The 22,079-nt window shown below is 71.1% G+C and carries 22 protein-coding genes; 15 read left to right on the plus strand and 7 right to left on the minus strand.

Features of this window, described 5'->3' with window-relative positions; genetic code table 11:
- Positions 1–50 precede the first annotated feature (50 nt).
- Entirely contained in the window at positions 51–938 is an 888-nt protein-coding gene (locus tag AB0J66_RS45825) for a GGDEF domain-containing protein (RefSeq protein WP_364674654.1), read from the plus strand.
- On the opposite strand, the gene AB0J66_RS45830 is transcribed toward AB0J66_RS45825, so the two are convergent.
- Positions 935–1,861, minus strand: a complete 927-nt coding sequence (locus AB0J66_RS45830) for an NADP-dependent oxidoreductase (protein ID WP_364674655.1) — start codon at positions 1,859–1,861, stop codon at positions 935–937. The two genes, AB0J66_RS45825 and AB0J66_RS45830, sit on opposite strands and share 4 nt — an antisense overlap.
- 130 nt (positions 1,862–1,991) lie before the next feature.
- Here AB0J66_RS45830 and AB0J66_RS45835 point away from each other — a divergent pair, with 130 nt between their 5' ends.
- Entirely contained in the window at positions 1,992–3,134 is a 1,143-nt protein-coding gene (locus AB0J66_RS45835) for an endo-1,4-beta-xylanase (RefSeq protein WP_364674658.1), read from the plus strand.
- Here AB0J66_RS45835 and AB0J66_RS45840 read toward each other — a convergent pair.
- On the minus strand, positions 3,131–4,279 hold the full coding sequence (locus AB0J66_RS45840; protein WP_364674659.1) for a PHB depolymerase family esterase: 1,149 nt from the start codon (positions 4,277–4,279) through the stop codon (positions 3,131–3,133). The two genes, AB0J66_RS45835 and AB0J66_RS45840, sit on opposite strands and share 4 nt — an antisense overlap.
- Before the next feature lie 152 nt (positions 4,280–4,431).
- Here AB0J66_RS45840 and AB0J66_RS45845 point away from each other — a divergent pair, with 152 nt between their 5' ends.
- The 6 genes from AB0J66_RS45845 to AB0J66_RS45870 all read left to right on the plus strand — a co-directional run bounded on the left by AB0J66_RS45845 (position 4,432) and on the right by AB0J66_RS45870 (position 9,824).
- Positions 4,432–5,604 (plus strand): substrate-binding domain-containing protein, encoded by a 1,173-nt coding sequence (locus tag AB0J66_RS45845; RefSeq protein WP_364674662.1) that lies wholly within the window; start codon positions 4,432–4,434, stop codon positions 5,602–5,604.
- Positions 5,601–6,347 (plus strand): ABC transporter ATP-binding protein, encoded by a 747-nt coding sequence (locus tag AB0J66_RS45850; protein WP_364674664.1) that lies wholly within the window; start codon positions 5,601–5,603, stop codon positions 6,345–6,347. Before AB0J66_RS45845 ends, AB0J66_RS45850 begins: the two co-directional genes overlap by 4 nt.
- On the plus strand, positions 6,344–7,036 hold the full coding sequence (locus AB0J66_RS45855) for an ATP-binding cassette domain-containing protein (protein ID WP_364674666.1): 693 nt from the start codon (positions 6,344–6,346) through the stop codon (positions 7,034–7,036). Before AB0J66_RS45850 ends, AB0J66_RS45855 begins: the two co-directional genes overlap by 4 nt.
- Entirely contained in the window at positions 7,036–7,902 is an 867-nt protein-coding gene (locus tag AB0J66_RS45860; RefSeq protein WP_364674668.1) for a branched-chain amino acid ABC transporter permease, read from the plus strand. Before AB0J66_RS45855 ends, AB0J66_RS45860 begins: the two co-directional genes overlap by 1 nt.
- Positions 7,899–8,882 carry a branched-chain amino acid ABC transporter permease gene (locus tag AB0J66_RS45865; protein ID WP_364674670.1) on the plus strand — a complete coding sequence of 328 codons (984 nt, stop codon included), beginning with the start codon at positions 7,899–7,901 and terminating at the stop codon, positions 8,880–8,882. Before AB0J66_RS45860 ends, AB0J66_RS45865 begins: the two co-directional genes overlap by 4 nt.
- 192 nt (positions 8,883–9,074) lie before the next feature.
- Complete coding sequence (locus AB0J66_RS45870) at positions 9,075–9,824, plus strand: glucose 1-dehydrogenase (RefSeq protein ID WP_364674673.1); 750 nt, start codon at positions 9,075–9,077, stop codon at positions 9,822–9,824.
- A gap of 42 nt (positions 9,825–9,866) precedes the next feature.
- Here the strand turns inward: AB0J66_RS45870 and AB0J66_RS45875 are convergent, their stop codons facing one another.
- The 5 genes from AB0J66_RS45875 to AB0J66_RS45895 form a co-directional block, all read right to left on the minus strand.
- Positions 9,867–11,030 (minus strand): SpoIIE family protein phosphatase, encoded by a 1,164-nt coding sequence (locus AB0J66_RS45875; protein WP_364674676.1) that lies wholly within the window; start codon positions 11,028–11,030, stop codon positions 9,867–9,869.
- Between the two features lie 95 nt (positions 11,031–11,125).
- On the minus strand, positions 11,126–11,473 hold the full coding sequence (locus AB0J66_RS45880; RefSeq protein ID WP_364674679.1) for a cupin domain-containing protein: 348 nt from the start codon (positions 11,471–11,473) through the stop codon (positions 11,126–11,128).
- Between the two features lie 29 nt (positions 11,474–11,502).
- Positions 11,503–12,453 carry an alpha/beta hydrolase gene (locus tag AB0J66_RS45885; protein WP_364674682.1) on the minus strand — a complete coding sequence of 317 codons (951 nt, stop codon included), beginning with the start codon at positions 12,451–12,453 and terminating at the stop codon, positions 11,503–11,505.
- Positions 12,454–12,474: 21 nt separating this feature from the next.
- A complete protein-coding gene (locus AB0J66_RS45890) occupies positions 12,475–13,296 on the minus strand; it encodes an alpha/beta hydrolase (protein WP_364674685.1) in 822 nt (273 codons plus the stop codon).
- 78 nt (positions 13,297–13,374) lie between these two features.
- Positions 13,375–14,208 (minus strand): alpha/beta hydrolase, encoded by an 834-nt coding sequence (locus tag AB0J66_RS45895; RefSeq protein ID WP_364674687.1) that lies wholly within the window; start codon positions 14,206–14,208, stop codon positions 13,375–13,377.
- Between the two features lie 214 nt (positions 14,209–14,422).
- Between AB0J66_RS45895 and AB0J66_RS45900 the strand changes: the two genes are divergently transcribed.
- From AB0J66_RS45900 to AB0J66_RS45930, 7 genes are all read left to right on the plus strand, one after another.
- Complete coding sequence (locus AB0J66_RS45900; RefSeq protein ID WP_364674689.1) at positions 14,423–15,124, plus strand: alpha/beta hydrolase; 702 nt, start codon at positions 14,423–14,425, stop codon at positions 15,122–15,124.
- Positions 15,125–15,166: 42 nt separating this feature from the next.
- Positions 15,167–16,129 carry an alpha/beta hydrolase gene (locus AB0J66_RS45905; RefSeq protein WP_364674692.1) on the plus strand — a complete coding sequence of 321 codons (963 nt, stop codon included), beginning with the start codon at positions 15,167–15,169 and terminating at the stop codon, positions 16,127–16,129.
- The gene (locus tag AB0J66_RS45910) at positions 16,126–17,151 is read left to right on the plus strand and encodes a hypothetical protein (RefSeq protein WP_364674694.1); all 1,026 of its coding nucleotides are present in this window, start codon (positions 16,126–16,128) and stop codon (positions 17,149–17,151) included. Before AB0J66_RS45905 ends, AB0J66_RS45910 begins: the two co-directional genes overlap by 4 nt.
- Positions 17,152–17,221: 70 nt before the next feature.
- Positions 17,222–18,673, plus strand: coding sequence for an MFS transporter (locus AB0J66_RS45915; RefSeq protein WP_364674697.1), 1,452 nt, complete (start codon positions 17,222–17,224; stop codon positions 18,671–18,673).
- Between the two features lie 66 nt (positions 18,674–18,739).
- Positions 18,740–19,114, plus strand: a complete 375-nt coding sequence (locus tag AB0J66_RS45920) for a response regulator transcription factor (RefSeq protein WP_364674700.1) — start codon at positions 18,740–18,742, stop codon at positions 19,112–19,114.
- A gap of 13 nt (positions 19,115–19,127) precedes the next feature.
- On the plus strand, positions 19,128–19,790 hold the full coding sequence (locus tag AB0J66_RS45925) for a response regulator transcription factor (protein ID WP_364674706.1): 663 nt from the start codon (positions 19,128–19,130) through the stop codon (positions 19,788–19,790).
- Positions 19,791–19,833: 43 nt separating this feature from the next.
- On the plus strand, positions 19,834–21,948 hold the full coding sequence (locus AB0J66_RS45930) for a GAF domain-containing sensor histidine kinase (RefSeq protein ID WP_364674703.1): 2,115 nt from the start codon (positions 19,834–19,836) through the stop codon (positions 21,946–21,948).
- The last annotated feature ends 131 nt before the right edge of the window (positions 21,949–22,079 follow it).

Below are 22,079 nucleotides of genomic sequence, written 5' to 3' on the forward strand. Positions count from 1 at the left end.
TCCACTGTGGCGCTCGGCGACCCCTCGCCGCAGTCTTGAGAGGACGGCCGATGCGGATCCTCGATCCTCCAGCCGCCGAAACGGGCGGTGGGTCCGACGTCGCCCGCCTTCAGGCCCGCATCGATCAGCTCGCGGCCCACGTCCACGAGCTGGAGCAGGAGCGTGCCACCCTGCGCTGGATGGCCGGGCACGACGAGCTCACCGGCCTCGCCAACCGCCGCCTCTTCCACGCCCTCGCCCCGGAGCTGTTGCGCGGCGACGACCGTCCGTCCGCCGTCGTCATCCTCGATCTCAACGGCTTCAAGCCGATCAACGACACGTACGGGCACGACGCCGGCGATGAGGTCCTCCGTCTGGTCGCCCACCGCATGTCCGCCTGCCTCGGCGACCATCTGGTGGCCCGGCTCGGCGGTGACGAGTTCGCCGCCCTGCCGCGCGCGCCGCACGCCGGCGTCCCGCCGACGTGGTGGCACGAGGTGGCCGGCTCGCTGAGCGCGGCGATCGCGGCTCCGATGGACGTGGGGAGACACACCCTGTCCGTCACCGCCTCGATCGGCGTCGTGCCGGCCGGGCGCTCCGGCGACCTCCTGGACCTGCTGCGCCGCGCCGACCGGGCGATGTTCAGCGCCAAGCGACATGCGAACTCCGCCGGCCAGGCCGGTATCACCTGGGTCGTGGCCACCGAGGACGGTGACCACACCGAGACGTACGGGCCGACCGCCTCGGCGTCCGCGGTGGCGTGCCGGCCGGGTGACCCGGTGTGGGTGCACCGCAGCGGCGCCCGCCGGGCCGGAGTGGTCGAGAGTGCCTGCGAATGGGCGGCCCTGGTCCGCTACCGGTGCCCGAACGGCGCGGGCACGATGGTCGACACGATCCCCACGGACTGTCTGTCGTTCCGGGCCGAGGCCGATCCGTACCTCGACCAGCGCGCGATCTAGTCCGCCGTCAGCACGATCTTCCCGTGCAGGCCACCGGCCAGCACCCGCCGATGGGCGTCGGCCGCTTCGGTCAACGGCATGGTGGCCGCCACGCGCGTGCGCAGACGTCCCGCGGCCACCTGCCTCACCAGGTCGTCCAGCAGCTCACGGTCATGCCGGATGAGTTGCAGCTCCTGGCGCACGCCACGGGCCGGAACGAGGGGCGGCGTGGGCCGGGTCGCGACCACGATGCCCCGGTCCTCGACGGCCGCGGCCGCCGCTTCGCCGAGGGGAACCGCGTCGAACACCGCGGCCACCGGCCCGGCCGCGGCCAGGTCGGCGGAACGGGGGACGACCTCGTGGGCGCCGAGACCTTGCACCCACTCGTCATCGGAGTCGCTGGCCTGCGCCAGCACGCGGTAGCCGCTCTGCACGGCGAGCTGGGTGGCGAAACCGCCGACGCCACCGCTGGCGCCGGTGACGAGAATGCTGCTGCCGGCCGGAAGCATGGCCAATGACACCAGTGACAGCCCCTGGTGGGCGGTCTGGGCGTTGAGCGGCACCGTGGCCGCGGACACGAAGTCGAGCTCGTCCGGCAACCGCACCAGCCAGTCGGTGTCGGCGGCCACGAACTGGGCATAGCCGCCCGGCACGCCCCGGGTCGAGTACCACGGGATCATCCCGACGACCCGATCGCCCACCCCGAAGTCCGCCGTGTCGGGGCCGACCGAGGTCACTTCGCCGGCGATGTCCCACCCGGGTGAGAACGGCGGCACATCCGGCCCGCGGGGGATCTCGCCGGTGGTGGCGGCGACGTCGGCCGGGTGCACGCAGACCGCGCGGACCCGGACCACCACCTGCCCCGGACCCGGCTCAGGGTCGGGCAACTCGGTCACCTGCAACACCTCTGGCCCGCCCAGCGCGACCGCGACGACTCCCAGCACGCGTCCACTCTAGACCCTTGATTCACCGCTCGGGCCCCTTGACCGCCTGGCGAAACAGTGCATAGATTCCTGTCATTACTTCCGGAACGTTTCCGAAAGTTTCGGATCGTCCTCATCGCAAGGAGTTCCGGTGCGTCCTCTCCGGTTTACCCTTCCTGTCGTCGCCGCCGCGGTGCTGCTGGGCGGGCAGTTGACCTTCGTCGGCTCGAGCCCGGCCGGCGCCACAAAGCCAACACCGCCGCCGGCCTACCCCGCCGACTCGCTGCGCGCGCTCGCCTCCCGCGTGGGCCTGTCCGTCGGCACGGCCGTGAACATGGACCAGCTCGGCACCAACGAGACGTACACGAAAATCACTGCGGAGCAGTTCTCCTCGGTCACCGCGGAGAACGCGATGAAATGGGCCGAGGTGGAGGCCGTCCGCGGCACGTACACCTGGGAGAAAGCCGACCGGTTGGTCGCCTTCGCGAAGAAGAACAAGCAGCTGGTACGCGGTCACACGCTGGTCTGGCACAACCAGCTGCCCACGTGGCTGTCCTCCGACGGCACCACCACCACGCTGTCGAACGACGAGGTCAAGGCGGTCCTCAAGAAGCACATCTTCGACCAGGTCCGCCACTTCAAGGGCGACATCTGGCAGTGGGACGTGGTCAACGAGGCCTTCGACGACAACGGCCAGCCTCGCCAGTCGATCTGGTACAAGGCGTGGGGCGGCACCGGCTACATCGCCGACGCGTTCCGCTGGGCCCACCAGGCCGACCCCAAGGCCCTGCTGTTCTACAACGACTACAACCTGGAGTTCACCGGGGTGAAGAGCGACGCCGTGTACGCGATGGTGCGCTCGCTGCAGGCGCAACGCGTGCCGATCCACGGCGTCGGGTTCCAGGGTCACCTCTCCACCCAGTACGGCTACCCCGACCTCGCGAACAACCTCGAGCGCTTCGCCGCCCTGGGGCAGAAGGTCGCCCTCACCGAGGTCGACGTCCGTACGGAGACCAAGCCGGACGCCGTCAACGAGCCGGTGAACGCGCTCGCCCCGTACGCCCAGGAGAGCTACTGGTCCCGCACGCTCCAGGCGTGCCTGGCCGTGCGGGCCTGCATCTCGTTCACGCCGTGGGGCTTCGGCGACGCCTACTCGTGGGTGCCCGGCTGGTTCACCAACCCCCAGGAGGGCGCCGCCCTCATCTACGACGAGCAGCTGAACCCGAAGGGCCAGTACGACGTGCTGCAGCAGGACCTGCGGCTGGCCTCCGGCGCCCCACGCCGTTTCTCCTAGCAGAGCACGTAGTAGTTGTCGCCGGTGCGGCGCAAGCCGTTGGTGACCAACACGTTCCACAGACCCATGGCCTGGTTCGAGCCATTGGCGTAGGTGTAACCGCCTGACTGGTGGGCCCGGCCCGCCGTGGTGTGGGCGTAGTTGTTCGCGGTGACGCACTCGGCCGGCGTGGTCGGCGGTGGTGTGGTCGGTGGCGGTGTTGTCGGCGGCGGCGTGGTCGGGCCGCCGCCGGCAAGACCCCAGAACCGCGCGATGTAGTAGGACGAGCAGATCGAGGCCAGGAAGTACGCCCCGGTGGCCCCGCACTGGTCCTCGGCGCTGCCCGGGTTGACCGGCGTCCCGTGCCCGAGCCCCGGCACCCGGTTGAGCTGCACGGCTGTTCCGTAGCTCTCCTGCACGGTCCCGCCCGGCAGCGTCGTGCTGGCCGTCGGCGACTGCGAGAGCCCATGCACGTTGGTCCACTGGTCGCGCAGCTCGGTGGCGTTGGCCGGGACGACCGTGGTGTCCGAGGTGCCGTGCCAGATCGCCACCCTCGGCCGCGGCCCGCTGTAGCCCGGGTAGGCGGCCCGGACGAGATCACCCCACTGCGCGGGTGTCTTGGACACCGCCTGGTACTGGCAGGCGGTCCCGCAGTTGTACGGCAGTCCGCCGATCACCGCGCCGGCGGCGAACACCTCGGGATAGGCGGCCAGCATCACTGCCGTCATCGCCCCGCCCGCCGACAGCCCGGTGACGTACACCCGCGCCGGATCGGAGCCGTAGGCCGTCACCGCGTACGCCACCATCTGCCGGATCGACGCCGCCTCGCCCTGCCCGCGGGCGATGTCGCCCGCGGTGAACCAGTTGAAACAGCTCAGCGCGTTGTTGGCCGAGGTCTGCTCGGGCACCACGAGCGCGGCCTGGTAGAGGTCGGCGTACTTGCCCCAACCGGATCCGGTGTAGTAGCCGGCGGCATTCTGCGTACACCCGTGCAGCGCCACCACGAGCGGCCGGCCCGCCGGCAGCCCCGACGGCACATAGCTGAACATCCGCAACGCTCCGGGATTGCTGCCGAAGTCGGCCACCTGGGTCAGGCCGGCCGCGGCACGGGCCGGCGTCGCCAGCCCCAGGATCAACGCGATCGCCAATAACCATCGGATTCGCATGACGCTGAACGTAAGTCGGCGACGACGCGAGAGCACATGGATGCGGGCCACACAGTTGGGCCGCCGCGTATGGGCTCGAACCCCATGGATGCATATCGATAGCCGTCCTACCGTGAGCCAACGCACATCATCGATGCATCGGAGGGCCTCCCATGACTGAATCGGCGACCTCCCGGCGGGCGTTGCTCGCCGGTGGCCTCCTGACCGCCGTGGCCGTCATCGCGGCCGGATGCGGCAGCCCGCAGGACGCGGCGACCGGCGGCGACGCGTCGTCCCCGCTGAACGTCGGGATCGTGTACTCGCAGAGCGGGCCGCTGGCCAGTTACGGCCAGCAGTACGTGGACGGCTTCAAGGCCGGGCTGGCCTACGCCACCGGCGGCACCGGCAAGGTCGGCGGCCGCGAGGTCACCGTCACCTACGCCGACGACGCGGGCGACCCGGTGAAGGCGGTGTCCGCGGCCAAGGACCTGATCGGCCAGGGCTACAAGGTGCTCGCCGGCTCGACCTCGTCCGGCGTCGCCCTCCAGGTGGCCCCGCTGGCCGAGACCAACAAGGTGCTGTTCGTCTCCGGCCCGGCCGCGGCCGACGGCATCACCGGCGTCAACCGCTACACGTTCCGCTCCGGGCGGCAGTCGTTCCAGGACGTGCGGACGGCCAAGGCCTATCTCGGCGACGGCCGCAAGGTGCTGGTCTTCGCGCCCGACTCCGCCTTCGGCAAGTCCAATGTGGCCGCCGTCAAGGCCGTGCTGGGCGGCGACGGCGTGACCGTCACCGACATCGCCGTGCCCGCCACCGCCACCGACTTCACGCCGTTCGCGGGTCAGGTCAAGGCGGCCAAGCCCGATCTGGTGTTCGTGGCCTGGGCCGGCAGCACGGCCAGCGCGATGTGGCAGGCGCTCGACCAGCAGGGCGTGCTGTCGTCGACCACGGTGGTGACCGGCCTGGACATCCGCGCCTCGTGGCCGGCGTTCGGCGCCGGCGGCGACAAGCTGCACCTGCTCGCGCACTACTTCGACGGCGCGACCGACAACGCGGCCGAGAAGGCGCTGGCCCAGGCGGTTCCGGGCGGGAAGACCGACCTGTTCCATCCGGACGGTTTCGCGGCGGCGCAGATGATCGTGCACGCGCTCGAGGCCGGCTACGACACCGACAAGATGGTCACCGCGCTCGAGGGCTACAGCTTCGATTCGGTCAAAGGCCAACTGACCGTACGGAAAGAGGACCACGCCCTGCTGCAGCCGATGTTCCAGGCGAAGTTGAGTGATGGCACCGCCACCCTGGTCGCCACGATCGGCGCCACCGACACGGCGCCCCCGGCGGCATGACGGCCCTGCTGGTCGACCGGGTGTCGTGGCACGTCGGCGCCGTCCCGATCGTCGACGACGTGACCCTGGCCGTCGAGCCGGGTGAGTTCGTGGCCCTGATCGGCCCCAACGGCGCCGGCAAGACCTCGCTGTTCAACCTGGTCAGCGGGCTGCGCCGGCCGAGCGCGGGCCGGATCGTGCTCGACGGCGACGACGTCACCCGAGCCAAGCCGCATCAGCGGGCCCGCCGCGGGCTGGGCCGCACGTTCCAGACCTCGGCCGTGTTCGGCTCGCTGACCGTGCTCGAGAACGTCGAGCTGGCCGTCCGGGCCCGCGAGGGCGGGGCGACCCGGCCCTGGCGCCGCCGCTCCGACCGGGCGGTGACCGGAACGGCCGGGCGCATCCTGACCGAGGTGGGCCTGCACGACCGGGCCGCGCGGCCGGCCGGCGAGCTGGCCCACGGCGAGAAACGCAAACTCGAGATCGCCCTGGTGCTGGCCGGATCACCGCGGGTGCTGCTGCTCGACGAGCCGATGGCCGGGGTCAGCGCGGAAGACGTGCCCGCGCTGGTCAAGGTGATCAAAGCCCTCACCGAGAACGCGGAGCGCAGCGTGCTGATGGTCGAGCACCACATGGACGTCGTGCTCGAGCTGGCCGACCGGGTGGCCGTGCTGCACCACGGCGCCCTGCTCGCCATCGGCACGCCGGCCGAGGTCATGGCCGACGCCGGAGTGCAAGAGGCGTACCTGGGGGAGGACCTGTGATCCTGCGGCTCGACGACATCTCCGTACGGCTGGGTGGCTCGCACATCCTGCAGGGCGTGACCTTCGACGTGCCCCCCTCCGGGGTGACCGCCCTGCTCGGCCGCAACGGCGTCGGCAAGACCACGACGCTGCGGGCCATCCTGGGCGAGGTCCCGGCCACCGGCGCCGTCGAGTTCGGCGGCGAACCGGTGCTCGGCCGGCCCACCCACAAGCTGGTGCGCTCGGGTCTCGGCTACGTGCCCGAGGACCGCTGCGTCTTCGGTGGCCTCACCGTGGCCGAGAATTTGCGCCTCGCGGTGCGCGGCTCCGATCCCGACTACGACACCGTGCACGAGCTGTTCCCGGAGCTGCGGGCCCGGGCCGGTCAGCGGGCCGGAACCCTCTCCGGCGGCCAGCAGCAGATGGTGGCCCTCGCCCGCGTACTGCTCAACCGCAACCGGCTGCTGCTGGTCGACGAACCCACCAAGGGCCTCGCCCCGGCCGTCGTCTCCGCGGTCGCCGCCGTGCTGGCCCGAGTGGCCGAACACGTGCCGATCCTGCTGGTCGAGCAGAACCTGGCCGTGGTGCGACGGCTCGCCACGGGCGCCGTCGTGCTCGAGGCCGGCCGGGTGGCCTGGACCGGCGCCGCGAGCGACCTGCTCGGCGACGCCGGCCGCACCCGCACCCTGCTCGGCGTGGGGAGGTCCTGATGTCCACCATGATCCTGCTGACCCTGACCGGACTGGGCCTGGCCGCCCTCTACTTCCTGATCGCCTCGGGCCTGTCGCTCGTGTTCGGGCTGGCCGGCGTCCTCAACTTCGCCCACGGCCTGTTCCTCTCGATCGGCGCGTACGCGACCTGGTGGGCCGCGCCGCGCTGGGGACTCGCCGTGGCCGTGCCGCTGGGCATCGCCGCCGGCGCGGCCACCGGCGCGCTGGTCGAGATCGTGCTGATCCGCCCGCTTTACAAACGGCCCACCGAACAGGTGCTGGTCACCGTCGGTCTGTCGCTGGCCGGGGTGGCCCTGCTGCAGTCGGTCTGGGGCGCCGATCCCCGGACGTATCCCCGCCCGGCCTGGGCGAGCAGGGTCACCACGATCGGCTCGGCCCAGGTGCCCGACGACCGCTTCCTGCTCATCGGCACCGCCGTGGTCGTCCTGCTCGCCCTTCTCGCGTTCCTGCACAGGACCCGGTACGGATTGATCATCCGGGCCGGCGTGGAGAACCGGGACATGGTCAGCGCTCTCGGCATCGACGTCCGGCGCGCGTTCACGCTGGTCTTCACCATCGGCGGGGCCCTGGCGGGCACGGCCGGGGTGCTCGGCGGCATGTACTTCGGCTCGGTCTCACCCGGCCAGGGCGCCTCGCTGCTCATCTTCGCGTTCATCGTGGTCGTGATCGGCGGGCTCGGCTCGGTCACCGGCTCGGCCGTGGCCGCCGTGGTGGTCGGCCTGCTCCAGCAGTTCGTCAACTACTACGGGACCACGGGAGCCGGGGACGTCAGCGTTGTCGTGCTGCTCGCCCTGGTGCTGCTGCTGCGGCCCTCCGGTCTCGCGAGAACGGCGGAGACAGCATGAAGAAGTTCTGGCCCCTGCTCGTGCTCGCGGGCCTGCTCGTCCTGCCGTACTCGACGCTGCCGGCGCCGGGCGTCTTCGAGGGCGCCCTCAACTCGCCCGGCACGCTGCAGATGCTGGCCATCTGCCTGGTCTTCGGCGGGCTGGCGCTCGGCTACGACCTGCTCTTCGGCCGGGCCGGGCTGCTGTCGTTCGGGCACGCCCTCTACATCGCGGCCGGCGCCTACGGCACGGACATCCTGGTCAGCCACGCGGGTTGGCCACTGTGGGCGGCGGTCGCGGTGACGGTGCCGGCGGTGGCGGTGCTCGCGGCCGCGCTGGGTGCGGTCGCCCTGCGGACGACCAGAATCGCCTTCGCCATGGTGACGCTGGCCTTCGCCCAGGTCGGCTGGATCGTGGTCAACCGCGACCCGGGCGGGCTCACCGGCGGCGAGGAAGGCCTGCCGCTGGACACCGCGGGGCTGCCGGCGGCCCTGGTCGGCGTGGCCAACACCGTCAACCTGTACTGGGTGGCCCTGGCCTTCCTGCTGATCGTGGTGGTCGTGGTCCACGGCATCGACCGGGCGCCGCTGGGCCGCGTGCTCACCGGTCTGCGCGACGACGAACGCCGGGTTTCGGTGCTCGGCCTGTCCGCGTACCGCCTCAAGCTCGGCACGTTCGTGCTGGCCGCCGCCCTGGCCGCCCTGGGCGGCGCCGTCCACGCCCTGATTGTCGGCGGCGCGTCGCCCCACCTGGCCTCAGCCGACCTGACCCTGTCGTTGATCGTCATGGCCGTCCTCGGCGGCGCCGGCACGCGGTGGGGCGCGCTGGTCGGCGGCATCGTCTACGCCTACCTCGACCAGCGCCTCACCCAGATCGGCGGTGGGCTGCCGGGCCCACTGGGGCAGCCCTTGTTCATCCTGGGCACGCTGTTCGTGCTGGCCGTCTATTTCGCCCCGGGCGGCCTGACCGGAGTGCTGAAGCGCCGCGGACGGCTCGCCTGACCACAGCTCCCGGCGTCCATCCCGCTGGCCGTAGAGGCTTTCCGGGCGGCCCTATTACTTCTCCGGGAATCCGCCGGAAACGTCGGGGCCGCCCGGTACTGATCAGCGCCGACCGCCGCCTAGCGTCACGGAAAGGCGGCATTTCGAACAAAGAAGCCGCCGGACGAGAGCGTCGGAGGCAGGAGAGACAACATGGGACGACTTGAAGACAAAACTGCGGTGGTCACCGGTGCGACCAGCGGGATCGGCCTGGCGACCGCCCGCCGGTTCGCGGCCGAGGGCGCCCGGGTGTTCATCACCGGCCGTCGTAAGGACGCCCTCGACGCGGCCATCGCCGAGATCGGCGGCGAGGCGGTCGGGATCCGCGGCGACGTCGCCGATCTGACCGACCTCGACCGGCTGTTCGCCGCGGTCGCTCAGCGGGGCCGTCGCATCGATGTGTTGTTCGCCAACGCCGGCGGAGGCTCCTTCCGGCGCCTAGATCAGATCGACGAGCAGCACTTCGACGAGATCTTCGCGACCAACGTCAAGGGGTTGCTGTTCACCGTTCAGAAGGCGCTGCCGCTGCTCAACGACGGTGCCTCGGTCATCCTGACCGGCTCGACCAGCGCGGGCTCCGGTGGCGAGGCCTTCGGCGTGTACGCCGCCTCCAAGGCCGCGGTGCGGTCGTTCAGCCGCACCTGGGCCAACGAGCTCAGCGGCCGTCACATCAGGGTGAACACCCTCACCCCGGGACCGACCGACACCCCGGGGATCACCGGTCTGGCCGCTGACGCGGGTCAGGCCGAGCAGCTGAAAGGGGCGCTGGCCGGCAGCGTGCCGCTGGGCCGGATGGGCAGCCCCGACGAGATCGCCTCGGCCGCGCTCTTCCTGGCCAGCGACCAGAGCAGCTTCGTCACGGGCACCGAATTGTTCGTCGACGGCGGCCTCAACCAGGTCTGAGCGCGGGGGCGGCCGGGTTGCCGTTCGACAGGTGGGATGATCTCACTCGTCGGCCGGCAACCGCACAGCCAGCATGGCGATGTCGTCGGCGCGGTCGGCCTCGATGTCCGCGACCGCCTCTTCGAGCAGATCCCGCAGCCGGGCCCGACGTGACGTCCGCAGCCGTTGATACAGCTGGGAAGAACTGTCGTGGCCGGCGTCGCCCGCCCGCTCCACCAGCCCGTCAGTGTGCAGGAGCACCGTCGAACCGGCCGCCAGCGGTGTCGTCCACGTGTGCCGGCGCGCGAAGCGCCGCGCGCCCAGCAGAAGGTCGTTGCCGGTGAGCGTCTGCACGGTCCCGTCCGGTCGGATCACCACCGGGGGCGGGTGTCCGGCATTGGACCAGCGCAGGCGGTGGCCGCCGGTGGGCAGGGTATCGATGACGGCGACGACGGCGGTGGCGATGATCGGCTCGCCCAGGGCGTGGTTGGCCGTGTCGAGCCGCCGCAGCAGCGCGGACGGAGGTTCCTGGCGGTCGACGATGTACGCACGCAGGATGCTGCGCAACTGGCCCATCCGGGCCGCCGCGGCCATGTCGTGCCCGACCACGTCGCCGATGACCATGGTGAGCCGGCCGTCGCGCCCGGTGACCGCGTCGTACCAGTCGCCGCCGACCTTCTCGTGCCGGTCCGCCGGCAGATAGTGCGCGGCGAGCTCGTACCGGTCGACTGCCGGCAGGCGGGACCGGATCGCCTCCTGCAGTGTGTCAGCGACTTCGATGCGCGCGTCGAGACGCTGAGCCCGTTCCAGTGCTCCCGCGATGTAGGAGGCCAGCGTCGCGATCACGGCTCGTTCGGCGACGTAGAACGTCCGCGGTGTGTCCCAGCGCAGGTGCAGGGCCCCGAGCGTACCGGCCGTGCCGACCACCGGGACGCAGGCCGCGGCCCGCGGATCCGGTTCGCTCGCGGTCGGGAACGCCGCGGCGAACTCGGCACCGTCGGTGAAGTAGAACGCTCGCCGTTCATGGATGGCCCGCGCGGTCACGGGGTCCGGCGAGCCGCCGGCGAGGACGACGTGCAGCTGGCTTGCCTCGAGCCCGGCCCCACGAAGCCGGCGGACCGCCCGCAGGACGTCGGGGATGGTCACCGTGGCCGACAACATCTCGCTGGCGCGCAGGAGAAGCAGATTGCGGGCCATCTCGGCGGGTGTCAGCAGTACCGGTGTCATCGAGGAACTCCTTTCGCCCCTGGCGGTCGGATGGTTCAGCCGTGCCGGTGCGGGCGCCCGGCGAACCGGGCGCCCGCACCGTCAGGTGGTCCGCCTCAGCGCACGAACGTCGCCAGCGGCTCGTCGGTGTCGACGAGGTAGGTCGACAGCATCAGCCCCGTGTCGGGGCCGAGGTCGGTGGCGTTGTGCGGGGTGCGCGGCGGAATCAGGAAGCCATCGCCCGGCCGCAGGAGCAGGGTGTCCTGGCCGCGGATCTCCATCCGCACCGTCCCGGCGACGATGTAGCCGACCTCTTCGCCGGGGTGGGTGTGCCATCCGGATTCCACTCCGGCGGGGATCTCCGTACGCACCTGGACGATGTCCCGGCCGGGAACGGACGAGCTTCGGTGCAGGATCTCGGTGCGTTTGAGCTTGGCGGCGAGTTCGTCCGAGTTGGTCGACATGACAGGATCCTCCTTCGGATCGGGCGAGGTCAGGAGATCGGAAAGGCCGGCGGACGCCGCTCGAGGAACGCGGACAGCGCGGCCGCGGTACGTTCGGGCTGGTCCTCGACGATGAAGTGACCGGCCGGCATCGCCTGCCCGGCGAGGTCGTCGGCCCAGGGCCGCCACACGTCGAGCACATCGCCGTAGAAGCGGGGCAAGGCCCCGTCGGCACTCCACAACGCCAGGAGCGGACAGACGATCTTCCGTACGCCCCGGTCGGTGTCGTCGTGCCGGCGGTCCGCTGTCGCCCCGGCCCGGTAGTCCTCGCAGATCGCCTGGACGGTGCTCACGTCGTCGAGCAGCGCCCGGTAGCCGGCCATCAGCTCGGCCGGGTACCGGTCGGGGGCACGCCCGAGGCCGAGGGCCCGGAGATGGAAGTCGAAGAACGCGTCCGGATCGGCCGCGATGAGCCGCTCCGGCAGCGGCGCCGGCTGAGCCAGGAACGCCCAGTGCCAGTAGCCGAGAGCCATCCGGGCGTCGGCGCGGGCCCACACGTCACCGGTGGGCACGACGTCGAGGACCGCGGCGGCGCTGACGCGGTCGGGGTGGTCCAGGGCCATTCGGTACGCCACCCGTCCACCCCGGTCGTGGCCGGCGACCGCGAACTGCTCGTAGCCGAGCAGATCCATGGCCTGGACCAGGTCGGCGGCGAGGGCTCGCTTGGAGTGCGGCGCGTGGTCCGCCGCGGGTACGGGGCGAAACGACGCCCCGTACCCGGGCAGGTCCGCCACGACGACGGTGAAGCGGCTGCTCAACAGGTCGGCGACGGCGTGCCACATGACGTGGGTTTGTGGGTAGCCGTGCAGGAGCAGCAGCGGTGGGCCTTGCCCGGCGATCTGGGCGAAGATCCGGCCACGTGCGGTCTGCAGCCCGTGCGGAATGAACCCGGCGAACATGGCGTGTCCCGTATGGTCCACCGGCTGGCGGGGTGTGGTCATGATCCACGATCCCTTGAGGTGTCAGCTGGTGAGGAAGTCGAGCAGGTCCTTGTTGAACTCCTGCTCGTGGGCGCCGGTGAGGCCGTGCGGGGCGCCGGGGTAGATCTTGAGGGTCGAGTTGGCGACGATCTTCGACGACTTCAGCGCCGCCGCCTGGATCGGCACGATCTGGTCGTCGTCACCGTGCAGGATCAGCGTCGGCACGTCGATCTTCTTGAGGTCCTCCGTGAGGTCCGTCTCGGAGAAGGCCTTGACGCAGTCGTACGCGCTCTTGATGCCGACCGTCATGGACATCAGCCAGAAGGCGTCGTGGGCGCCCTGGCTCACCGTCGACCCCGGCCGGTTGGCGCCGTAGAACGGAAAGGCCAGATCCCGGTAGTACTGCGACCGATCGGCGAGCACGGCCTCGCGGATCTCGTTGAACGGCTCGATCGGCGTTCCTTCCGGGTTGGCGGGAGTCTTGAGCATCAGCGGCGGGATGGCGCCGAGCAGAACCATCTTGGCGACCCGGGAGGTCCCGTGCCGCCCGACGTACCGCGTGACCTCGCCTCCGCCGGTGGAATGCCCGACCAGGACGATGTCGTGCAGGTCGAGGTGCTCGATGACGGCGGCCAGGTCGTCGGCGTAGTGGTCGAGGTCGTTCCCCTCCCACGGCTGACTCGAGCGCCCGCCACCGCGACGGTCGTGGGCGATGGCCCGGAACCCGTGGCCGGCGACGAAGTTGGCGGAGCCGTCCCATGCGTCCGCGGTCAGGGGCCAGCCGTGGCTGAAGACGACGGGTTGCCCGCTGCCCCAGTCCTTGAAGAAGATCTCGGTACCGTCCGGGGTCGTGACTGTTGGCATTTTCTGGCCTTTCCAGTGGATGGCGAAGGAGACGGTCGTGGTCGAGTGACAGGCGCGATCGATTGCCGGTCCGGCCGGCTACTTACTGAGGAAAGCGAGAAGTTCGCCGTTGACTTCGTCGGCGTGGCTCAAGCACATCAGATGTGGCCCGCCGTCGATCTCGACGTAGTGCGCGTCGGGTAGGGCCGCATGCATGCGGCGTCCCTGACCCTCGAGCGACAGAATGCGATCCGCGGTGCCGTGCAGCACGAGGGCTGGGACGTCGATGCGCCTGAGATCGTCGTGGAAGTCGTCCAGCCAGGTCACCGGGCAGGCCCAGGTCGCCTCCGGCGAGGCTTCGGCGCCGGCGTTCCACAGGTTGCGAACGGCGTCCTCGCTGACCCGCTTGCCGAGCAGCTCGTCGAGGTTGAGCATGTCTGAGATGATCGCGGTCAGCCAGGCCGGCCGGTCGTGCAGAATGGCCTGCTGAACCGCGTCGACACCGGCCTGGTCGACGCCGTTCGGGTTCTCCGCCGACTTGACGAATGACGGTGCGAGGCTCTCGATGAACACGCACGACTTGAGCCGCTGCGTGCCGTGGACGCCGATGTAACGGGCGACCTCGCCGGTGCCCAGCGAGAGCCCGACCAGCGTGACGTCGCGCAGGTCGAGCGAGGTCAGCAGCTTGTCGAGATCCGCGGCCAGGGTGTCGAAGTCGTAGCCACCGGCCGGCCGGCTGGACCGGCCGAAACCGCGCCGGTCGTAGGTGATCACCCGGTGGCCCGCGCCCAGGAGTGGGTGGATCTGCGGCTCCCAGGACCGGCTGTCGAACGGCCAGCCGCTGATCAACACGACGGCCGGCCCGCTGCCGTGGTCTTCGTAGTAGAGGTCGATCGACGTCGAGTTCTCCGTACCGACGGTGATGGTGGACATCTGCGCTCCTCGGTTATCGGGTCTGGTCCTAACTTCGCAAGGCCACGGCGTGCTGGTAAGGCCGGTCGACCCGAGAGCTGGGGGGTGTTCACCGGAAGAAAAGGCGGGTCAGCCCGGTGCGGGAATCCGGCTCTCCTGATCGTTGTCGCGGGCGCCGTTTGCGAGCCTCACCTTGTCCGTCATGGTGGCGGCCGGCCATTCAAGGAGGCAACTGATGAAGCCGACGGTGATCCTCGTCCACGGGGCGTACGCCGAGTCGTCGAGCTGGAACGGCGTGCTGGAGCCGCTGATGACCGCGGGGCACCGGGTGATCGCCTTCGCGACCCCCCTGCGCGGGGTGGCCACGGACGCGGCGCTGCTCAGCGACCTGATCCGCGGCGTGCCCGGGCCGGTCCTGCTGGCCGGGCACTCCTACGGCGGGGCCGTTCTCACCAACGTCGACGTCGCACCCGGCCAGGTGACCGGAGCCGTCTACGTCGCCGGCTTCGCCCTTGAGGCGGGGGAGAGTTGCGCCGACGCTTCCGCCCTGGCGCCCGGCTCGACTCTGGCCGAGACCCTCGAGCCGGTGCCCCTGGCCGGGGGCGGCGCGGACACCTACATCGCAGCGGACAAGTACCACCATCAGTTCGCGGCCGACCTGCCGGCCGAGCAGGCTCGGCTGATGGCCGTCACCCAGCGCCCGGTGACCGACCGTGCGCTCGCCGAGCCGTCGGGGGACCAGCCGCTGTGGCGCTCGGTGCCGAGCTGGTTCCTGTTCGGCGAGCTGGACCACAACATTCCGGCCGGCGCCCACCGGGTCATGGCCGAGCGGGCGAAGTCCCGGCACACGGTCGAGATCGCGGGCGCCTCGCACGTGGTCGGCATCTCGCACCCGGCCGAGACCGCTCGTCTCATCCTCGAAGCCGCCGGCGCCTGAGCTCCCCCCATTTCCGAAACTCCACGAGAGGTAGCACCCGAAATGAATCAGCGGAACACTTCAGACGGAATCGGCCCGCGCCGGACCTCGCGCCGCGCAGTGCTGGCCGCCGGAACGGGCGCCGCGCTGGCCGCGGCGGCAGCGACCGGGGCCACGGCCGGGGCATCCCCGGCTGTGGCCGTCCCTCGCGGTGGCGGCACGCGCATCCCGGTCGCGCCGGGCGTCGAGGTCAACGTCGCCGACCTGAACGGCGGTCGGCGGGGCACGGTGGTCTTCGTTCCCGGCTGGCCGCTGGCGTCCACCGCCTTGGAGTACAACCAGCTCTTCCTGGCCGACCACGGCTACCGGGCCATCGCGCTCGACCTGCGGGGATTCGGCTTGTCCGATGCCCCTTACGGACCGTACGGCTACGACGTCTGGGCCCGCGACATCCTCACCGTCCTCGAGGCGTTGTCGCTGCGCGACGTCACGCTGGTCGGGCATTCGATGGGCGGCGCGGTAGCGCTGCGTCACGCTGCCCGCTTCGGCCGCCGGGTCGGCAAGCTGGTGGTGGCCGAGCCGGCGGCTCCGCGTTTTGTCTACGGCCCGCACTCCGCCGACCTCGCGGCCGGGCTGGACGCGCTGATCTCGGGCTACGCCACCGACCGGACGGTGCCGGTCCGGAACCTGACGAAGAATTTCTTCTCCACGCACACCGACGTCGCCACTGATCCGTTCCTGCAGTTCTTCGAGCGGCAATGTCTCGATCAGGCCTCGTTGCCGGCGAGCCGGGCCGGCCTGATCGCCTTGCGGGACGACGACCTGACGGCCGACCTGGCCCGGATCACGGTGCCGACCCGGGTGTTCCACGCGATCAACGACAAGATCCTGCCGCTGGACCACGGGCAGGCGGTGGCCGCCGGCATCCGCAACGCGCGGCTGGTCACCTTCGCCACCGCCGGGCACGCCGTCTACGTGGACGAGAGGGACAAGTTCAACGCTGAGCTGCTCTCGTTCATCCGGTGACTCCCGTGGAGGCCCGGCCGGGGACCGGCCGGCGCGGGTACCGGGTGACACCGAACGTCTTCGGTGTGCCGTTCGGGTTCTGCGGGCTCGCCCAGTGCTGGGCCACGGCCCACGCGGTGTCCGGCTTGCCCCGGTGGCCGGCCGACATCCTCTGGGTGGTCACGGCCGCCGTCTGGGTGGCGGCGCTGATCTGGTACGGGCGTGATGTCGTCCGCGGTGGGCGACTGCGGACCGAGCTGACGGATCCGGTGTTCGCGCCGTTCGTCGCGCTGATCGCGATCGTGCCGATGTTCCTCGGCATCGCGCTCACCGGCCACGCCCACCAGGTCGGCGAGGTGGTCTTCGGTATCGCGCTGGCGCTGACCGTGGCAATCGGCGGCTGGCTGTCCGGCGAGTGGATAATCGCCGATCTGCGGCTGGCGCAGTGGCATCCCGGCTACTTCCTGCCCACTGTCGGCGGCGGCCTCATCGGGGCGGGTGGCAGCGCGGCCCTCGGGCACCGCACTCTGGCGATGGTCATGTTCGGTTACGGGACGATCTGCTGGATGATTCTGGGTGCGATCATCCTGTTGCGCCTGTTCACCGCGCCCGCGCTGCCTCCGCCGCTGCGTCCCACCATCGCGATCGAGGTCGCGCCGCCGGTGGTCGCGGGCAACGCCTATTTCCTGATGAACGGCGGGCGTATCGACGCGGTCGCGGCCGGGCTGGCCGGTTACGCGGTCCTGATGGTGCTGGTGCAGCTACGCCTGATCCCGGTGTACCGGCGCGTCCCGTTCGGCCCGGGCTGGTGGGCCTTCTCGTTCTCGTACGCGGCGGCGTTCACCGTGGCCGTGAACTGGCTGGCGGCCGGGCGGGTCCCGGACCGGACGAGCTGGACGGTGGTCCTGCTCGCCGTCCTCACTCTCGGCATCGCCGCACTGTCCGTTCCCACCGTCCGGCGCCTCGTCGCGGGGACGTACATGCCGGTCCCCGGCGAACCGAGGGAGGTGGCGTCCGGCCGGCCCCCGCTGGTTTCCGGCTAACCCGAATGTGCCGGGAACAGCCGTGCCGCAGGATGCCCGTGACGCACCATCGCCGGAAAGGGTGACGACCATGTCGATCAATAGGAGTACGCAGCGGCAAGCGCCCTCGGCGCCGGCGCCGGGGAGGGCCGGCCCGGCCTCGCTGGTCGGCTTCCTCCTGGTGATCGAGTTCTCGTCCGGGCTGGTTCAGGGCTGGCTGTCACCGCTGCTGCCCAGCATCCTTCAGCGCTACGACACGACCGCCGCCGACCTGAACTGGGTCAACGCGGTCTTCCTGCTGTCGTCCGCGGTGTGCGTACCCCTGATGTCGAAGCTCGGCGACCTCTTCGGCCACCGCCGGCTGCTGACCGTCGCGGTCGCGCTCGTCGCAGTCGGGTCAGTCCTCGTCGCGGTCGCCCCGACCTTCGGTGTCCTGCTGCTCGGCCGGGCCGTCCAGGGGCCCCTGCTGGCCTTCCTGTCGTTGGAGTTCGCCATCGTGCGGGAACGCGCCGGGCAGCGGGCCGGCCGGGCGGTCGGGTTGCTCGTCGGCTCCCTGGCCCTGGGCGGCAGCGTCGGGCTGCTGCTCGCGGGGCAGCTCCGCCAGCACGCCGGCCTGTCCGCGACGCTGTGGGTCCCGGCCGTTCTGATGGTCGTCATGGTGCCGGTCGCGGCGCTGCTCGTTCCCGAGACGACGCGGCGCACGGGGGGCCGCGTCGACTGGGCGGGCGCCGCCTCGCTGAGCGTCGGTTTGGTGCTGCTGCTGGCCGCGGTCGGCAACGGCAGCACCTGGGGATGGACCGGCTGGCGTACGGCCGGTGGGATCGTGGGCGGCCTCGTGGTGCTGGCCGTCTGGGTGATGGTCGAGCAGCGCGTCGCCCAGCCGTTCGTCGACGTGTCGCTGATCCTGCGCGGCCGGCTGGCCCTGCCGGTCCTGGCCGGGGTCTTCGCCGGGGCCGAGCTGTTCGGCAGCCAGGCCGCCGGCGCGTTGTTCCTCGGTCTGCCGGTGAGCACCGGATTCGGCCTGGGACTCACCGCCGGGCAGCTCGGGCTCGTGCTGGTGGTGTTCGGCCTGGCCGCGTTCGTCGGCACCTGGCTTGCCCCCCGGCTCACCGAGCGGGCCGGTAGCCGGGCCGCCGTGGCCGCCGGGGCATTGCTCGGCGGGGCGGGATACGTGCTGACGGCACTGGCGCACGACACGGTGGGCGTCTTCATCATCTGGCAGGTGATGGTGGGTGTCGGCAACGGTCTGGTCCTGGCCGGGCTGTCGAGCTACGTGGTGACCGGTGCCCCCGCCGGCGCGGTCGGCATCAGCTCCGGCCTGCTCAACACGGCGCGGACGGTCGGCGGCGCAGTGGCGGGGGCCGCCTTCGCCGCGGTCATGGCGGCTCTGGTGACCCGGCTGCCGGGCATGGCCAAGCCAGTGACGACGGAGATGGGTTACGTGACGGTCTGGTTCGGGTGCGCGGCTCTGACGATCATGGTGGCTGTTCTGGCCCTGCGCTTCGACGGCCCGGCACGCTCACCGGTCAGCCCCGCCGGATAGGCCGGCCGGAACAATTTCCGGTTGGCCCTACCGTCAGCACGGGTACAGCGCTGAGAGGATGAGCGGATGCCAGGCTCGATCCTCGTCGTCGACGACGACTCGTCCGTGCGAGGACTCGTCGTGCGGATCCTGCGCAGTTGGGGCCACACCGCGATCGGGGAGGCGGGCTCGATCACCGAGGCCCTCACCTACGCGGACGCTTGGCGTCCGGGCGTCGCGCTGGTCGACGTGGGCCTGCCGGACGGGGACGGGTTCTCGCTCACGCGGCAACTGCGGGCCAGACCGTGGGCGATGCGCGTGGTGCTGTTCTCCTCCGACGCCGATCCGGCGAACATACCGGCGGCCACCCGGGCCGGAGCGGCCGCCTTCTTTCCCAAGGACGAGCTGTTGAGTCCCGTACTGCGACAACTCATCGAGGACCGGACCGATGACGACCAATGACACCGGCCGCCCGCTGCGGGTGGCGATCGGAGAGGACGACGTGCTTCTTCGGGAGGGCGTCGCCCGGATCCTCACCGATGCCGGGCTCCACGTCGTCGCCCGCTCCGGTGATGCCGACGATCTGCTGCAACGAGCGCTCGCCTATCGTCCGGACGTGGTCATCGCCGACGTGCAGATGCCGCCGCGGCGTGCGGACGACGGCCTGCGCGCGGCGATGGAGCTGCGCCGCCGCATGCCGGGGATCGGGGTGCTGATCCTGTCGCAGTTCTGTGAGCCGGCGTACGTGATGGATCTGGTCGGCGAGCGACCCGAGGGGATCGGCTATCTGCTCAAGGAACGGGTCGGTGATGTCGCGGCGTTCGTCGACGCGGTCATGCGGGTCGCGGCCGGCGGCAGCGCGCTGGATCCTGAAGTGGTCGTCCGGATGCTCGGCCGACGCGGTCAGGAGGGTCCCCTTCAACTGTTGACGCCCCGCGAACGGGCCGTGCTCGCGGGGATGGCTGAGGGGCTGTCGAACTCGGGCGTGGCGGAAAGCCTGCTCATCAGCCACGCCTCCGTCGAGAAGCATGTGACGGCGATCTTCCGCAAGCTGGGCATCGCCCCTACGGACAGCGAACACCGGCGTGTCCAAGCCGTCCTGACCTATCTGCGCGCCGACGAGCACCACCGGCGATGAGCCTGGAGCGGCGGCCGTGAGGATGCCGAGGTCCCTGCGGTTGGTGCGTTCGGCCATCGGCGCTCACCGTCTTGCCGCCGGTCAAGCGGCCCTTCGGCGTGTCACCTCGGTGGTGGCCGCCGGGGGAACGCCCCAGAAGGTTTTCGAGGCGGTCACCGCCGAGGCGGCCGCGCTCCTGGGCGGCGCTCTCATCGCGCTGACGAAGTTCGAGGGGCAGGGCACGGACTCCGTCGTCGTCGCGCAGACCGGCGATCACGTTCCCGTCGGCGCGCGTCTTCACCTCACCGAAGAAGACGGTGTGGCCGCCCGGATGTGGCGTTCGGGCCGTGCCGAACGCATCGACGACTATGCCGGTGTCACCGCAACGACGGCGGCGGAGCTCGGCGTACGAGCCGTTGTGGCTGTTCCGGTCACTGTGGAGGGTGAACTCTGGGGCGCGTTGAGTGTGAGCTCGCGAACGCAGCGCCTGCCGACCGGCACCGAGGCCCGCCTGACCGAGTTCGCGGAGGTCGTCGCAGCCGCGATCGTCAGCGCGGCCGCCCGGGAGAGCTTCTTCGCACTGGCCGACGAGCAGGCCGCCCTGCTCCGGGTGGCGGCTTTGGTGGCGCATCGGGCCGGCGAGATCGAGATCTTCCAAGCCGTCGCCGAGGAGGCGGCGAAGCTCATCGACGACGAACCGACCACTCTGGTCCGCTACGAGGGCAGCCGCACCTTCACCGTCCTCGCTCACCGCAACGGCCCCGCCCCGGTCGGTACCAGGGTCGTCGTCCCCGCCGGCGACGCCGGGACCCTCGACGAAATGATGCGCACGCTGAAGCCCGCGCGGCTGGACCGCTACGACCTGTTCGCCGACCGTACCTACTCCCGCCGTGACTTCGGGGTCGGATCGAGTGTGTCGGTCCCGATCATCGTCAACGGCCGGCTGTGGGGCGCCCTGGGCACCTTAAACGAGGGCCGGCGGCTGCCGACGGACACCGAGGTGCGCCTCGGCAAGTTCGCCGAACTGGTCGCCTCCGCCCTGGCCAACGTCGAGGCGCACGCGGAGCTCGAGCATTTCGCCGCCCGGCAGGCCGCCCTGCGCCGCGTCGCCGAGCTGGTGGCCAGGGGTGCGGCTCTGCCGGAGGTGTTCCAGGCCGTCGCGATGGAAGCGTCGAACATCCTCGGCGAGTCGGCCGCGGACCTCTTCCAGTACGACGGCACCCATTGCTTGGTCGTCGCCACCTGCCGCAGCCCCGTACCGGTGGGATTCCGGAGCCGGGCCGACGGCGACTCGGCCGGTGCCCGTGTGATGCGCGCCCGGCGCCCGTGCCGGTTCGCCAGCCTGGCCGGCACCGGATCCGCCGAACAGGCCCGCGAGTTCGGCGTCGGCGCGTTGGTGGCCGTGCCGATCTTCGTCGAAGGGCGGTTGTGGGGCGGCCTGGCGACGACCACGCGCGGGGAGGCGCCGCCGGCCGACGCCGAGGACCGGCTGGCCGAGTTCGCCGAACTCGCCGCGGCCGCCATCGCGAACGCCGAGAACAAGGAAAAACTTCGGGCCTCGCGGGCGAGGGTCGTGGCGACGGCCAACGAGGTCCGGCAGCGGCTGCAACGGGATGTGCACGACGGCGCCCAGCAGCGCCTGGTCCAGACGGTGCTGTCCCTCAAGCTCGGGCTCGGGGCGGCTGAGAGGGGCGAGGACACCGTCGATCTCATGCGTGAGGCGCTCGAGAACGCCGAACGCGCGACGGTGGAACTGCGTGACATCGTGCACGGCATCCTCCCGGTCGCCCTGGCCCGGGGCGGTCTCAGCGCCGGGATCGACTCGCTGGTCACCGCGGCCGCGATACCGGTGGATCTCGATCTGAACGCCCAGCCCGCCTTGCGGTTGCCGAGCGATGTCGAAGTGACCGCGTACTTCGTCGTCGCCGAGGCGCTGACGAACGTCGTCAAGCACGCGCACGCGACGCGGGCGCGGGTGACCGTGGCCGGTGAGGCGGGCCGGCTCGTGGTCGAGGTGGCCGACGACGGCGCCGGCGGCGCCGATCCTCGTGGCGGCACGGGTCTGACCGGGCTCCTCGACCGGGTCGACGCCCTGGACGGCACGCTCACGTTGACCAGCGCCGACGGTGCGGGAACGACGGTGCGGGTTGTTCTCCCGCTGCCGACCGGATCGGACTGAGCGGGCTACGGCAGTGCGGCGGGCGGGTTCCCCGCCGGCAGCGTCGCCGTGATGGTGGTCCCTCCGCCCGGTGGGCTGCTGATCCGCAGCCGGCCCCCGCCGGCCTCGATCCGGTCGAACAGGCCGGTCAG

The organism is Actinoplanes sp. NPDC049598 (assembly GCF_040675435.1).
Lineage (GTDB): Bacteria > Actinomycetota > Actinomycetes > Mycobacteriales > Micromonosporaceae > Actinoplanes.